The sequence below is a fragment of the Sulfitobacter brevis genome, from assembly GCF_900112755.1.
GTDB lineage: Bacteria > Pseudomonadota > Alphaproteobacteria > Rhodobacterales > Rhodobacteraceae > Sulfitobacter > Sulfitobacter brevis.
Genome location: NZ_FOMW01000004.1, coordinates 96,770 through 111,508 on the forward strand (window position 1 = coordinate 96,770; position 14,739 = coordinate 111,508).

The window sequence follows — 14,739 nt, forward strand, 5'->3', positions numbered from 1 at the left end:
CTATTAATCTAGACATAATGCAATGTGCCAAGACAAAAGCGAACGTCTGAACATAAAGCAGCGCGCGTTCGCTTTGCCGCTCATTATCTCATCTTCGCGTCGACTAGCGCCTCTTCGGCAATCATGGCCTCCAACTGGCGGCGGAACCGCAGCTGCCCCGCATCAATGCCCAGATCAATATGTGGCGAGGTTTTCTCGTCCATCCCGATCTGGACCTGATCCAGCACGGCGCGGTCTTCTTCGAAAGCGTGGCGTACGTCCTCGCTCATCATCTTTGACAGTGCTTCGTCATCAGGGCGGATATTGCGCAACTGGAACCAGTAATACCGGGTCTCTTTATCGGTCGTGGGGGTCATAAAGTTATAGCTGTCCATGACAAAAGTGTTTTCATGCAGCGTTCCGTCCACACCACCTGTGCCCGCTGGAGTAAACACCGCGCGGATCAAAGCATGGCTGGGATAGCGCACCTCATAGTGCTGCAGGCGGTCGCAATTACCCGCGAACTCCACAATCTTTTTGTAAAATGGCGCTGGTTCATGGTCCATCATCCAGCGATGAACAATAACGCCGTTGTCGGTCTTGGTCACCCGCAGCGGCGCGTCTTTCGTCTGGGCCGAGGCAAAGGACGTAGCATGCACCCAAGCCACATGGGTCGGGTCGAGCAGGTTGTCACACATCAGCAGATAGTTGCAGTTGAGCTCCATCGCCGCGCCGCGATTGAGGCCCCATTCGGGGCTGTCGAAATTTGGAATGTCGATAATGTCTTCGGGGTCCGCGATTGCTGCATTGCCCATCCAGATCCAGACCAGCCCGTATTTTTCATGGACTGGAAAGGGCCGCACCCGCGCAGCCGAGGGGATGCGCCCGCCGCCCGGTGCCCAGACACATTGGCCCGCGCAATCGAAGGTCAGCCCGTGATAGCCACATTCCACATTGTCGCCCTTGATCCGCCCCTTGGAGAGCGGCAGTTTGCGGTGCGGACAGGCATCCTCCATCGCGATCACTTCGCCCTGAGTATTGCGGAACATACATATCTTTTCACCGAGCACCTTGATCTGCTGCAAATCGTTAACGATCTCGTCGCTCCACGCGGCGACGTACCAAGCATTCTTCAGAAACATGTGACTTCCTAACTAAGGTGAGGGCCGTGATTGCGCCGACGATACATCTGCTTACCCCTCGAAAGAATCGAAGCCGCGCGGCATATTGTTTAGTTTTGCTAAGTGTTCAAAACTTTTGCTTCCGCCAGCAGCCAGTTAAGAAAATCGCGCGGTTTTTCCTGCTCTAGCATCAAAGGCCCCCAGCAGACATAATAAGGCTCGGGCATTTGAATCGACTCCTGCGAGATCCGGATCAGTCGCCCCAGGCCGAGATCGACAGAGGCAAAGGACAATTGCGCCAAAGCGATCCCCTGCCCGCTGACAACCGATTCCAGCGCCGAGCTGGAAAGCGAATGTATCGATACTGGCTTTCGCGTCGGCCGTGGCAGGCCTTGGGCTGCTAGCCACGTCCCCAAGGTCGGCACGGTCGAATAGGATGGCCCCCAGTCAATATCAACCCATGGCAGATAGGGCAGGTTCGCCGGCTCAAGCGCTTCGGGATGCCGCATTAGAAAATCAGGCGAACACACTGGAAAGCAGACATCTTGAAACAAGGCACGTGAATGGGGAAATGTATTGGAAACATTGCCATAGGTGAGGCGAAACATGTGATCCAGAAAAGCCGGTTCCGGCTCTCCGTGGGTGGCCTCCAACCTGATCGAGACCCCTTCGCTTCGTGCTTCGAAACTTTGCAATCGAGGCTGGAGCCACTTTATCAACAAAGTCGGCAACCCCGAGACATGGATATCCAGCGCGGATTTCTGCTGTGCCAGAAGCGCCTGCGCGCGCCGGAGTTTCTCAGACCCTTCCGAGACAACAGCATGGTAGGATCGGGCCTTGGGCACCAGTGATGCGCGCCGCCCGTCCTTCATGATGAGCGCCATTTGCAGATGATCTTCGAGCAATTTGAGCTGCTGGCTGATCGCACCGGCGGTCACGCCTAATTCTTGCGCAGCGCCGCTCACCGAGCCCAGCCGCCCAAAGCTTTCGAAGGCCTGCAAAGCGCGTAAGGGTGGCAAAACAGACCGCATATTTGGCTAAAACACTCCGCCTCACGAGACTGGCTCAATAATACTAAACAGTAGCCCGCCAGAACTAAGTTGTCACCCGTATTGGAGATTCATATTAACGGGCGCGGGTAACTGAGATTTTGACGGCAACCGGTGCGCCGAGCGCTGGTGGTTCAACGCCTAAAGAACTGAACGGATCAGGCGGGTCGTACGCGAAGCTGACCCGCCTCGCACAGCAAGTTGCCGATGACGGCACCGAAATTCTGATAAACTGATAATGGTCGGACCTGAAATTCCCGCACAAGGTGAGCACTATCTCTAGTTTTCACAGCTATGATCAACCTGCGCCAAGCCACCAGCCGAACCTCGCCAACTACGTCGTGGAAGTTCGGTTGACACCTCACGTTAATTCTCCGTACCTTGGTTCCACAGAGCGGAATGATGTTTCACGAAATTTCATAACCGCTGGTATGGATCCGCGGCGATTCTCGTTGATGGGTCTGATATTTTTTGGGAGGAAAATATGAACTATTTCACGACTACTGTTGCGGTGTTGGGCCTGTCGGCCAGCATGGCGATGGCGCAGGACATCGTTCTGCCCAAGCAGCTGAACTGGACTGCCTACGATACGGGCTCCGCCGGCTACAACCAAGCAGTCGCAATCGGTGCCGCGTTGCAGGATGCCGTGGGCGTCAATCTGCGCGTGCTGCCTGGCAAAAATGACATCTCGCGCACCGAGCCATTGCGTCAGGGCCGCGTCGAATTCTCCGCTACCGGTGTTGGTGGCAGCTACATGGCGCAAGAAGGCGTGTTTGATTTTGGCGCCGAGAACTGGGGACCGCAGCCCATTCGCGTGCTGATGGCCAATAACGGTGGTGCAATCAACCTTTCTGTAGGTGTGGCCGGCGATCTGGGCATCGAGACCTACGCCGATCTCAAGGGCAAGCGCGTCGCCTATATCGTGGGTGCGCCTGCACTTAACGTGAACACCGAGGCCTATCTCGCTTACGGCGGCCTGACCTGGGATGACGTCGAGCGTGTCGATTTTGGCGGCTTTGGCGCCAGCTGGACCGGTCTGATCGAAGGTCAGGTCGACGCGGCATTCGCGTCCACAAACTCCGGCAAGGCCTATGAGGCCGAAGCGGGTCCGCGCGGTCTGTTCTGGCCCCCAATCGATCCTAATGACGCCGAAGCGCTCGGCCGTTTGCAGAACATCGCACCATTCTTCCAGCCGAACCTTGCATCTGTCGGGGCCAAGATCGACGGCACGGACGGCTATCAGGGCGCGGGCTATGCCTATCCGGTGCTGACTGCCATGGCCGCAACGGACGAAGATTTGGTCTACAACATGACCAAAGCGATGGTTGAGCTGTTCCCCGCCTATGATGGCAATTCTCCGGGGATCGGCGGCTGGGCGCTGGACAAGCAGAACATGAAATGGGTCGTCCCTTATCATGAGGGTGCAATCCGCTACTTCACCGAAGCAGGCGCTTGGTCTGACGAAGCACAGGCGCACAACGATATGCTCGTCTCGCGTCAGGCGGCACTCATGGAGGCTTGGGAAGCAACGATTGCGTCCAAGCCTGACGATCTTGAGGCGGCCTGGTCAACGGCGCGCCGCGAGGCTCTCAAAGCAGGCGGCTTCACCATCGTTTTCTAAACGGTGCTGAGACGATGAAACCGGCCGGTCCTTGGACCGGCCGGAAGTTTCTGTGCATCCCCCCATACGAGAGTAGCCCCATGACCGACCAGTCCAACGCCTCCCCCGCGACAAAAGGGATCGAGCAAGTCGCCATCGACGGCGAGACCCCCGCAGAGCGCCTCGCCGGACCCGCGCGTTGGGTCGTGATTATCGGCACGCTGTTTTCGCTGGTTCTGGTCGTCAACCAGCTTTTCAATCTTCAGTTGATGGGCATCGTCCTCATTGAAGGGCGATATCTCTATGTTCTTGGCGGCCTTTTTCTGGCGCTGAGCTTTCTGATTTTCCAAATGCGTGGCGGCAAAGGCGGTGAACCTTCACTGCTCGACTGGGGACTGTTCGCGGTTGCTCTTGGATGCACCTATTATTTAGCCCAGACCGCACAGCAGAACCTGTCGCAGGGATGGGAGTTCGCCCCGCCGGAAATCGCGCAATACGTCTCGGTCGTGTTCTTTTTTCTGGTGCTTGAGGCGACACGGCGCGCCGGCGGTCTCGTGCTATTTCTGATCGTGCTATTCTTTGCCTTCTACCCCACCTTTGCTGGCGTGGTGCCGGATCCCTTCTCGGGGTTCCAGAGCACCTTCTTGCAGACGGTCCCCTATCATATCTATTCGTCCGAGAGTTCCTTTGGCATTCCGATGAAAGCCTTTGGCGGCGTTGTCATCGGCTTCATCCTGTTTGGCGCGGTGCTGCAACGCACGGGCGGCGGGCAGTTCTTTAATGATCTGGCCCTCGGCATGGTCGGCGGCTATCGCGGCGGCGCGGCAAAAGTGTCGATCTTTGCCTCCGGTTTCATGGGTTCCATGTCTGGCTCGGTAATCTCCAACGTGTTGACCACCGGTGCAGTCTCGATCCCCGCCATGCGCAAAACCGGATTTTCGGCAAAGACCGCCGCGGCGACCGAGGCCTGTGCCTCAACCGGCGGCGTGCTGATGCCGCCCATCATGGGGGCCACGGCCTTCATCATGGCGTCCTTTTTGTCGCGACCCTACGTGGAGATTGCGCTTGCTGCCGCGATCCCCAGCATCCTGTTCTACTGGGGGCTGTTCACCGGTATCGACGCCTATTCAGCCAAGCGCGGCCTTAAGGGGCTGCCCAAGCCTGATCTGCCGCGTCTCAAGGAAGTGATGATTGAGGGCTGGCCCTATATCTTCGTCTTTGCCCTGCTGCTCTATATGATGATCGGTTTGCGGCAGGAATCCTCCGCGCCGTTCTACGCCACTGTTCTGCTGTTGATCGTCAACCAGTTTCGTGCGCGCTTTCGCCTCAACAAAGAGCGTCTGGGCAATATGATCGTGGGCGTCGGCATGGGTCTGGCCGAGTTGACGGCCATTTTGCTGGGCGTGGGTCTGATTGTGGGCTCTTTCTCGGCAACCGGCCTTGCAGGCACTTTGGTCAACGAGTTGGTGTTCATGGCGGGGGATAATACAATCGTCTTGTTGGGAATGGGCGCACTGACCGCATTTATCTTTGGCATGGGGATGACGGTCACGGCCTGCTATATTTTCCTCGCCGTGGTTCTGGCGCCAGCGCTCGAAGCAGGCGGATTGAACCAGCTCGCAGTACACCTCTTCATCCTCTACTGGGGCATGGTCAGCTTTATCACTCCGCCAGTGGCATTGGGCGCTTTCGCGGCATCCACCATGGCAGGCTCTAACCCGATTGCGACAGGGTTCGAGGCGATGCGCTTGGGTGGGGTGATCTACATTGCGCCGTTCTTCTTCGTGCTCAATCCGGCTCTGATCGGTCAGGCGCCTGCGTGGGAAGTGGTTGTCGCGCTGTCGTCTGCAATGATCGGCGTGGCAGTTATTTCATCGGCATTACAAGGCTACATCAGCCTTGTCGGCCCGTTGGAAGGGCCTTTGGCCTATCCGCTGCGCATCGTGCTGTTTTTCGGCGGTGTGCTCATCGCCCTTCCTGAAACAGCCCTGCTGCCGTTGAGCTATCTGGTGTCCTTCGTCATTGGCGTGGCCCTATGTGCCGTGCCGTTCTATGTGGCATGGCAGGCCAATATCAGCGATCCCCGAACTGCGTGAGACCTATGATCAAGATTACACCACCGACGCCCGAGACACCGCCCACTCAAACCATCGTCGCCCGGATCAGAGCCAATGCTGCGGCCCACCCTGACGATCTGGCCCTTGTCTGTGGCGAGGCGCGCGTCACTTGGTGCGCGTTCGACGCCCGCATCAACCGCGTTGCCAACGCGCTGCTCGCTATGGGGCTGCGCAAGGGCGACAATGTCGCTGTCCTCTCTGCAAACTCCGTCGCCTACGCCGAAGTTTTCATGGGGACCTTACGCGCAGGCGGCTGCATCACGCCGCTGTCGTCGATGGCGGCACCTGAGGCACTGCACAAGATGCTGGTCGATAGCGGCGCCAAAGCACTCTTCGTCGCGGACCAATACGCCGATCTGCTGGCAGGTTTCGTCGAAGATCTGCCGCTCAAACGCATCGCCTTTGATTTCGAGCGGGGTGGATATGCTGGGTACGAAACCGAACTGGCGCAGGCCGCCACGACCGATCCCGATATCCCTATCGAGATGTCCGATCCGTTCAACCTGATCTACTCCTCCGGCACCACCGGCACGCCCAAAGGGATAGTGCACAATCACTGGATGCGCGCGGCGCAGATGGATCGGGTCTCGCCCAACGGTTATGACGACAACGCGCGCACCCTGATCTCGACGCCGCTTTATTCCAACACCACGATTGTTTCGTTCCTGCCGACCTTGTTTGGCGGATCGACGGTGCATCTGATGCCGAAATTCGACGCGCGGGCATATCTGGAGATCGTGCAGCGCGAGCAGATCACCCACACCATGTTGGTGCCAGTGCAATACAAACGCATCATGGACGTGCCCGATTTCGACGCTTTCGACCTGTCATCGATGCGGGTCAAATTCTCGACCTCTGCCCCCCTGCGCGCGGACGTCAAGCAAGATGTGCTGGCCCGCTTCCCGGGCAAGTTGCTGGAATATTACGGCCTCACCGAAGGGGGTGGCGTGACGGTCCTGGCCGCGCACGAGTATCCCGACAAGCTCCACACTGTCGGCAAGCTCGCGCCCGGCAATGACATCCGCCTGATCGACAGCGCGGGCCGCGAGGTTCCGCAGGGCGAAGTGGGCGAGATTTGCGGACGCGGACCGACGATGATGGCCGGGTACTATGGCCGCGACGATCTGACGGCAGATTACATCTGGCGGGACGCCGAAGACCGCATCTATTTCCGCTCGGGCGATATGGGATCCTTCGACGAAGACGGGTTTCTGGTGCTGTCCGACCGCAAGAAGGACATGATCATTTCGGGCGGTCTCAACATCTTTGCCAATGACCTTGAACTGGTGCTGCTTGATGACCCTGACGTGACCGACGCCGCTGTGATCGGCGTGCCATCAGACGCTTGGGGCGAAACGCCGCTGGGGCTGGTGGTGTTGCGCGCCGGTGCGACCCGATCAGATGGCGATATCTTGGCGCAGGCCAATGCGCGGCTTGGTAAAAGCCACCGCCTGTCGGGCATCGAGGTGCGCGATCACCTGCCCCGCAGCACCATCGGCAAAATTCTCAAAAAAGACCTGCGTATCCCCTATTGGGAAAAGGAAAAACAGTGACTGACAGCAAGATGAACGGCGCGGAAAGCCTTGTGCATACCCTCTTGGCCAACGGGGTCGATGTGTGTTTCACCAATCCCGGAACCTCCGAGATGCATTTTGTCGCCGCCCTTGATCATATTCCCGGCATGCGGTCCATTCTCGCGCTGCAGGAAGGTGTCGCGACCGGTGCGGCGGATGGCTACTTCCGAATGGCGGGCAAGCCCGCCTCGACCCTGCTGCACCTCGGACCCGGTCTGGCCAATGGCCTGTCAAATCTGCACAACGCGAAAAAGGCGGGTTCCGGCGTGGTCAATATCATTGGCGAACATGCATCGACGCATATCGCGCTCGACGCACCGCTCACCTCCGACATCGAAGGGATCGCACGGCCTGTTTCACATTGGGTGCACAGTTCCAAATCGGTCGCGACCGTGGGCGAGGATGCGGCGCGTGCGGTGCAGGCGGCAATGACAGCACCGGGCCAGATCGCCTCGCTTATCCTGCCGTCGGACACCGCATGGAACGAAGGCGGCGTGCCGCAAGGTGCTGTCGAGATGCCCGCCCCTGCGCCCTTTGACGAAAGCGCACTCGACCGCGCAGCAGAGGCACTGGACGGATCTGAGACGCTGTTGCTGCTGGGCGGCACCGCGCTGACCGAAGCCAACCTCGAAGTCGCGGGACGGATCGCGGCCAAAACAGGTTGCAAGCTGCTGTCGGAATGGTCCAACGCGCGGATGGAGCGCGGCGCGGGGCGGGTGTTTATCGGGCGCGTGCCCTATCCCATCGACATCGCGCTCAAGGTGCTGGAGCCGTTCAAGCGCATCGTACTCATCGGTGCGCGTGCGCCCATCGGGTTCTTCGCCTACCCCGACAAACCCGCGATCCTGACCCGTGAGGGTGCCGATATTTTGACGCTCGCGGCGGCGGATGCCGACCTGACAGCAGCCCTCGCGGCATTGTCCACAGCCACCGGCGCCGATGACACTGCGCCCGCGCATGTTGTCACCGACGCCCTGCCTGAGCGGCCTACCGGGCGGATTAACCTCGACAGCCTTGCCGCCCTCATCGCCCGTGCAATCCCCGAAGATGGCATTGTGGTCGACGAATCTGTGACCTCGGGCCGCGCCTTCTCTCCGGCCACGAAATCCGCACGCAAACATACATGGCTTAACAATTGCGGCGGCTCCATCGGCTACGGCATGCCCGCGGCCATTGGCGCCGCAGTCGCCTGCCCTGACCGCAAGGTGCTGTGCCTGACAGGCGACGGATCGGCGATGTACACCGTGCAATCGCTCTGGACGATGGCACGTGAAAAGCTTGACATAACGGTGCTGATTTTTGCCAACCGCAGTTACCAAATCCTGCGCGGAGAACTTACGAATGTGGGCGTGCAAAACCCCGGCCCCCGTGCGATTGACATGCTCAGCCTCGATCGCCCCGCGCTCGACTGGGTGCAGATGTCACGCTCCATGGGTGTCTCCGCCGTCAGCGTGACCGACTGCGAGGATCTGGAGGCGGCGCTGGAAGAGGGGCTGACCCAATCGGGACCGAGCCTTATCGAAATCGTCCTTTGACGGCGGGCCGCCCTGTCCCACTCCAATGATCCGCTAAGGTGCAACGACATGGCCCCGACCCTCAAAGATTTGCCGCAGATACAAGCGCTGCTGGACCGGCCAGCGATTGCCGATCTGGTCACGCGCTATAGCCACGGCGAGGTGGTTGAAGTGCTGCGCGGGGTGATCGGGGCGCTGCGATTGGCTTTTCTGAGCGGCGATATGCCCGACTTGCCGGATTTTGCCAGCACCAGTTTCGCGGCGCGTGTTGCCAAACAGATAGAGGCAGGCCGTGCGCCCAGCCTTGTGCCCGTCATCAACGCCACGGGTATCATTATCCACACCAATCTGGGCCGCGCTCTACTCGCCCCGCAGGCGGTGGAGGCAATGCAGATGGCAGCGACGGCCCCCTCAAATCTGGAGCTTGATCTGGCGACAGGAAAGCGCGGCTCGCGGCATGCCCATGTGGAGCGGCTGATCTGTGAACTGACTGGGGCAGAAGCAGCTGTGGTCGTGAACAATTGCGCGGCGGCGGTACTCTTGAGCCTCATGGCCACCGCGCAGGGCCGCAGCGTGGTCGCCTCGCGCGGGGAACTGATCGAGATCGGTGGCTCGTTTCGCCTGCCCGACGTGATCGCGCAGAGCGGAGCCGTTCTGCGCGAGGTCGGGGCCACCAACAAAACCCGCATCGGCGATTACGCCGCCGCAATTGACGACAGCACCGCTGTCTTGCTGAAAAGCCATACCAGCAATTACCGGATTGTCGGCTTCACCGCCGCGCCAGAGCGACGCGAACTGGCGAAGCTGGCGCAGGAGCGAGACGTGATCTTGATGGAAGACTTGGGCAGCGGCGTGCTTATCGACCTGTCGCCCTACGGGCTTCCCGACGAGCCGGTAGTGCGCGACATCCTGAAAACGGGCGTCGATCTGGTGGTATTTTCGGGCGATAAGCTGTTGGGCGGGCCACAGGCGGGCATCATCGCAGGGCGGCGCGATATCGTGGCACAGCTCAAGGCGCATCCGCTTATGCGGGCCGTGCGCATCGATAAACTCTCGCTGGCGGCACTCGGGGCGACCCTGCGCCTTTATCGCGCGCCGTTTGAGCCGGTGCGCGACATCCCCGTACTGGCAATGTTGTCTGCTGCGCTGGAGGAGATCGAGGGACGCGCCCACAGGCTTGCGCAGATGCTTCGCGGGATCGGCATGGCTCAGGTCGAGGTAACCGAAAGTGTCGCCTATGCTGGCGCCGGATCGTTGCCCGATCAGGATTTGCCCAGTTTCGCCGTTGCGACAGCCCTGCCCGACATGACGGTCGAACTTCTGGGCGCCGCGCTGCGCCGTGCCACCCCGCCCGTGATTGGCCGGATTGCGCAAGGAAAAGTGATGCTCGATATGCGCACGGTTGCCGAGGATGAGTTGCCGCATATTGCCCGCGCCTTTGCGCAGATTTCGGCGGTATGAAGACCTGCTGTGTGGTGGTTATCGGCCATGTAGATCATGGCAAGACCGCCATCGTCCGCGCGTTGACAGGGATCGAGACGGATCGCCTTCCCGAAGAAAAGAAGCGCGGGTTGTCGATTGTGCCGGGCTATGCCCATGCCAGCTATCCAAGCGGCATTGTCGATTTCATCGATGTGCCGGGGCATGAAGATTTCATTCAGGCGATGGTGTCAGGCGCCAGTGGAGCGCGTGCTGCCCTTTTGGTGATTTCCGCAACCGAAGGGTTCCGCGCGCAAACGCTGGAGCATCTGGAGATTGCCGCTGCATTGGGTATCGACGAGGTTCTTGTCGCAGTCACGAAGTCGGACTTGCTTGCAACGGCGGAGCGCGAGGACCGGATGGCGCAGATACGCCATGCCCTGACCGAAACTTTGCTGGTTGATGTGGAGATGATCGCATGCTCTGCCCTGACAGGTGAAGGTCTGGAGAGTCTGCACAGCCGATTGGAGGCGCTCATCACACAGCCGTCGCAGCGCGTGGCCCCGCCGGATGCGTTCTTGCCGGTCGATCGGGTGTTCAGCCTTGCGGGACGCGGGACCATCGTCACGGGGACTTTAACGGGCGGCGCATTGGCATCGGGTGCGCAGGCGCAGCTTATGCCCCCTGGCGTGCCCGTCACCCTGCGCGGATTGCACACGCGGGGGGAGGAACGCGAGACCGTGCAGGCAGGCGAGCGTGTCGCCGTGAACCTACGCGGCATCGCGGTCGCGCAGATCCCCCGTGGTGCGGTACTGTGGTCTGGCGGGGATTACCGGCCTTCGCTCTGCATGGACGTCGCACTCACGCGGCCTGCGCGGGGTGCCCCCACGCTCAAACACAACGAACAGGTCCGCGTTCTGCTTGGGACGGCAAGTACCGTGGCACAGGTGCGTTTGTTCAAAACTGAAACCGGGGGTGGCACTTACGCGCAACTGCGGTTCCAGAAGCCAATTGTCGCGTTCGCGGGGCAGCGCGCGGTCTTGCGTCGCTTGTCGCCGCAACAAACGACTGGCGGCGCGATTGTGCTTGATCCACAATCAACGCCCGTGCGCCCGAACGATACCCTGCGTATCGCGCTGCTCGCCGCGGTGACGCGTCAGGACATCTCTGGCGTGGCAGCCAATCTGGCCCGCGCACAGGGCGGTGCTTTCTCGCTCAAACAGATGGCGCGGCTGATGCGCCGGTCCGTGGAGGCTGTGCAGACCGCTTTCGGTCAGAGGCTGATTTCTCTGGGACCCGGTCTCGTCACCACTCAGGGAAATATCACGGACTGCACCTTCAAGATTACAACGGCATTGACAAGTTATCACATCAAACACCCGCTGGAGGTCGCCGCCCCGCGATCCGTTTTGTCAGGTCTCAAGGTAAACCCAGAACTACTGACCCATGCCGAGACCGTCGCGTTGGAAATCGGTCTTATCCGCGCCCACGGAAAACGGCTGGCGCTGAGTGCCCATGATCCGGTTTCGCTTCTCACACCCGACCAGCATCGGCGGATGTCTGAACTGGAAGCGATGTTTGCCAATGCCGCCCTTACGCCGCCCCGCCAACAGGATCTGGCGCAAGATGCTCTTGACCGCGACCTGATGGCTCTGCTGCTGGATACCGGAAAGCTCTGGTCGTTGCCCAATATCGCATTGGGACAAACGATCGTGTGCCACCGCGATGCTCTGGATGCAGCCGCCGCGCAGCTGCGCGGCGCGTTTCCGCCGCCGCTGAGCTTTTCTACCTCACAAGCGCGCAGTGCCCTGTCGACCAGCCGCAGGGTCATCGTACCCGTGCTGGAATATTTCGACACGCAGGGCATTACTTTGCGCACCAACGACTTGCGCGAGATGGCACCGGATTTTGCTGTTCCCCCTCCGGATGCGACTTGATAGCGTGCGGATATACGGGGGTGACTGGAGTCTGGTGGCTTCTCTGGTCTTCAAAACCATGGACGCGTCTTCGCGGCGTGTGGTGGGTTCGATTCCCATCCACCTCCGCCATGCAAACCTATTGGACGACGGGAACGGTTCTACCGCAGGATGAACCGGACGCACGGGAGGGCGGACATGAACGGCAGCCAAACTGAACTTTCATTGAACGATCTCGAAGGGACGGCGCACCGCTTGCCCGAGGGACAGCCGAGCCTGATCTGCTTTGTCAAAGACGATTGCGAGACCTGCAACACTGCCGCCCCCGTGCTGGAAGCTCTGCACAAAGCCTACGGCAGCAAGGTCGCGGTGCTGCTGGTCGCACAATCCGGTGAGGCCAACGCCGCATTCGCCAAGCGGCACGGACTGAGCATGCCGGTGTTAGACGACACCGCATGCAAGGCAGCGTTTGCGTGGGATATCGAAAGCGTGCCTTCGGTTTTCTGGCGTGATGCACAGGGGGCGCTAGTTCGCAAATTCGAAGGGTTCATACGCGCCGACTGGGAGGCGCTGGCTGCTGATATGGGCGCGGCAGTCGCCTTGCCCCTCCCACAGTTAGACTGGAGCAGCCTGCCCGCTTGGCGGCCCGGTTGCGGCTCCAAACATCTTGATCCGTCGATCTATGACAAGCTGCGCGCCGAGGCCGACGGCAGCCCGATCCGCGCACGGCGCATCGAAGTGGCCTCCGGCGACGATGTGGCCGAATTCATGTTCGATCAGGGCTTCTCTGACGGCTTGCCCTTGGTCCCGCCCACGCCTGAACGGGTGATGCGGATGCTGGGCGGTACGCACCGCGATCCGCAAGAGGTGGTTGCGACCGTGCCGCCAAACATGGGCGAGGCGACGATCGAGAAGATTGCGATCAATGCCGTCATGGCAGGCTGCAAGCCCGAATATCTGCCGGTGATCATCGCCGCCGTCGAAGCCGTGTGCACCGATGATTTCAACATCCACGGTGTCACCGCAACGACGATGGGGGCCGCTCCCGTGATGATCGTGAACGGCCCCATCCGAGAGCGGATCGGGATGAACAAGGGGCTTGCAGCGCTCGGCTCGGGCAACCGTGCCAACGCCACCATCGGCCGCGCGTTGCGCCTTGTGGTGCGCAATGTGGGCGGGGCCACCACCGGCGGGGTCGAACGGTCGGTGCTGGGCAACCCGATGAAATTCACTATGTGTTTTGCCGAGAACGAGGAACGCTCTCCTTGGCCCGCCTTGCATGTAGAGCGGGGGTTTGCGCCGGAAGATTCAGTGGTCACCATCTTTGCCATGACCGGGGGCCCGGTGCATATTGTCGATCAGACCTCCCGCGCGCCCGACCAGATCGCGGGCTCGCTGGGTCTAGGGCTGGAAGGTGTGTTTCTGCCGAAGCTCCACAATCTGCCCGTCGATGCCCTGTTGGTGGTCTGCCCCGAGCATATCGACACGCTGATGCGTGAGGGCGCGTATTCCAAGGAACGCCTGCGCGACCGGATACAGGAGGTGACGATGCGCCCGCTGTCGGACATGGTGCAGGACGACCGCTCCGGCGCGGGGATCCCGCCAGAGACGGCGAAAGAAATGGGGCCGAAGGCGCTTGAGAAATTCGTGCCTAAATTCGCCGGCAAAGAATACATCCACATTGTCGTCGCCGGATCGGATGCAGGGAAATTTTCCTCCGCCTTTCACGGCTGGGCCACGGGCGCGGTCGGATCCATCGCCGTATCAAAGAAAATCGACTTGGGATAAAACTTGGGCAATACTGCCCAGACAGGAGGAGTGATATGACAACAATTCTCGACCCGACGGACGAGCGAAAACCGGTGGAGCGGCAGATTACGCCGCGCAGCGGCAGCCTGTCTGGCGTGATCGGCCTTTTGGACATCAGCAAGCCGCGCGGGAATGTTTTTCTCGATGAGCTTGAACAACTGCTGGCCCAAAAAGCGCCCGATGTGACGGTCAAGCGCTATATGAAACCGACATTCGCCAAGCCCTGCCCCGACGCGCTGCGCCAGCAGATACGCAACGAATGCAGCTTTGTGATCGAGGCTTTGGCCGACTGAGGATCTTGTACGACGTGCAGTATGCACGACAATTTCTGGTTTGAAACCCAGGGGATCCCGGCAGTCGCCATCGCATCGAGCGAATTTGATCAGGCCGCAATTTCCCAGCGCAAAGCGCTGGGTATGACCGACGCGCGCTATCTGCTGGTCCCGCACCCAATACAGGATGCGACCGACGCGGAGATGCGGGCGAAAGCGCAAGATGTGCTTGAACACATCGTCAACGCGCTGACGGTGAACTAGGCGTATGCGACGAAATGCGCAGCGGCTCGGACGGGCCGCTGCGTGGAGCAAGTTCCACGGCTTCAGTCCGCATGATCGTGTGCGCGTTTGGTGAATTGGAAAAAA

Annotated in this window: 10 protein-coding genes and 1 tRNA gene; 9 read left to right on the forward strand and 2 right to left on the reverse strand. The window is 60.2% G+C overall.

Features of this window, described 5'->3' with window-relative positions; genetic code table 11:
- Positions 1-83: 83 nt before the first annotated feature.
- The gene (locus BM174_RS06510; protein WP_093923042.1) at positions 84-1,121 is read right to left on the reverse strand and encodes an aromatic ring-hydroxylating dioxygenase subunit alpha; all 1,038 of its coding nucleotides are present in this window, start codon (positions 1,119-1,121) and stop codon (positions 84-86) included.
- A 98-nt stretch (positions 1,122-1,219) separates the two neighbouring features.
- Complete coding sequence (locus tag BM174_RS06515; protein WP_093923043.1) at positions 1,220-2,131, reverse strand: LysR substrate-binding domain-containing protein; 912 nt, start codon at positions 2,129-2,131, stop codon at positions 1,220-1,222.
- Positions 2,132-2,633: 502 nt separating this feature from the next.
- Here BM174_RS06515 and BM174_RS06520 point away from each other — a divergent pair.
- From BM174_RS06520 to BM174_RS21570, 9 genes are all read left to right on the forward strand, one after another.
- Positions 2,634-3,770, forward strand: a complete 1,137-nt coding sequence (locus tag BM174_RS06520) for a TAXI family TRAP transporter solute-binding subunit (protein ID WP_093923044.1) — start codon at positions 2,634-2,636, stop codon at positions 3,768-3,770.
- Between the two features lie 80 nt (positions 3,771-3,850).
- A complete protein-coding gene (locus BM174_RS06525; protein ID WP_093923045.1) occupies positions 3,851-5,845 on the forward strand; it encodes a TRAP transporter permease in 1,995 nt (664 codons plus the stop codon).
- A 5-nt stretch (positions 5,846-5,850) separates the two neighbouring features.
- Positions 5,851-7,419, forward strand: a complete 1,569-nt coding sequence (locus tag BM174_RS06530) for a class I adenylate-forming enzyme family protein (protein ID WP_093923046.1) — start codon at positions 5,851-5,853, stop codon at positions 7,417-7,419.
- Positions 7,420-7,430: 11 nt separating this feature from the next.
- On the forward strand, positions 7,431-8,975 hold the full coding sequence (locus tag BM174_RS06535) for an acetolactate synthase large subunit (protein ID WP_093923261.1): 1,545 nt from the start codon (positions 7,431-7,433) through the stop codon (positions 8,973-8,975).
- Between the two features lie 48 nt (positions 8,976-9,023).
- The gene (gene selA, locus BM174_RS06540; protein WP_093923047.1) at positions 9,024-10,415 is read left to right on the forward strand and encodes an L-seryl-tRNA(Sec) selenium transferase; all 1,392 of its coding nucleotides are present in this window, start codon (positions 9,024-9,026) and stop codon (positions 10,413-10,415) included.
- Positions 10,412-12,310, forward strand: coding sequence for a selenocysteine-specific translation elongation factor (selB, locus tag BM174_RS06545; RefSeq protein ID WP_093923048.1), 1,899 nt, complete (start codon positions 10,412-10,414; stop codon positions 12,308-12,310). The genes selA and selB overlap by 4 nt, the downstream gene beginning before the upstream one ends.
- Before the next feature lie 16 nt (positions 12,311-12,326).
- A tRNA-Sec gene (locus BM174_RS06550) sits at positions 12,327-12,421 on the forward strand.
- 66 nt (positions 12,422-12,487) lie between these two features.
- Positions 12,488-14,077: a TlpA family protein disulfide reductase gene (locus BM174_RS06555; protein ID WP_093923049.1), complete on the forward strand. Its 1,590-nt coding sequence runs from the start codon at positions 12,488-12,490 to the stop codon at positions 14,075-14,077.
- A gap of 35 nt (positions 14,078-14,112) precedes the next feature.
- Positions 14,113-14,634, forward strand: a complete 522-nt coding sequence (locus BM174_RS21570; protein ID WP_273701369.1) for a UGSC family (seleno)protein — start codon at positions 14,113-14,115, stop codon at positions 14,632-14,634.
- The last annotated feature ends 105 nt before the right edge of the window (positions 14,635-14,739 follow it).

Bases quoted from the DNA above. Each gene is read 5' to 3' on its own strand.
- selB (WP_093923048.1), top strand. From the start codon at position 10,412: ATGAAGACCTGCTGTGTGGTGGTTATCGGCCATGTAGATCATGGCAAG.
- BM174_RS06555 (WP_093923049.1), top strand. From the start codon at position 12,488: ATGAACGGCAGCCAAACTGAACTTTCATTGAACGATCTCGAAGGGACG.
- BM174_RS06530 (WP_093923046.1), top strand. From the start codon at position 5,851: ATGATCAAGATTACACCACCGACGCCCGAGACACCGCCCACTCAAACC.
- BM174_RS06535 (WP_093923261.1), top strand. From the start codon at position 7,431: ATGAACGGCGCGGAAAGCCTTGTGCATACCCTCTTGGCCAACGGGGTC.
- BM174_RS06525 (WP_093923045.1), top strand. From the start codon at position 3,851: ATGACCGACCAGTCCAACGCCTCCCCCGCGACAAAAGGGATCGAGCAA.
- BM174_RS06520 (WP_093923044.1), top strand. From the start codon at position 2,634: ATGAACTATTTCACGACTACTGTTGCGGTGTTGGGCCTGTCGGCCAGC.
- selA (WP_093923047.1), top strand. From the start codon at position 9,024: ATGGCCCCGACCCTCAAAGATTTGCCGCAGATACAAGCGCTGCTGGAC.
- BM174_RS06510 (WP_093923042.1), bottom strand. From the start codon at position 1,121: ATGTTTCTGAAGAATGCTTGGTACGTCGCCGCGTGGAGCGACGAGATC.
- BM174_RS06515 (WP_093923043.1), bottom strand. From the start codon at position 2,131: ATGCGGTCTGTTTTGCCACCCTTACGCGCTTTGCAGGCCTTCGAAAGC.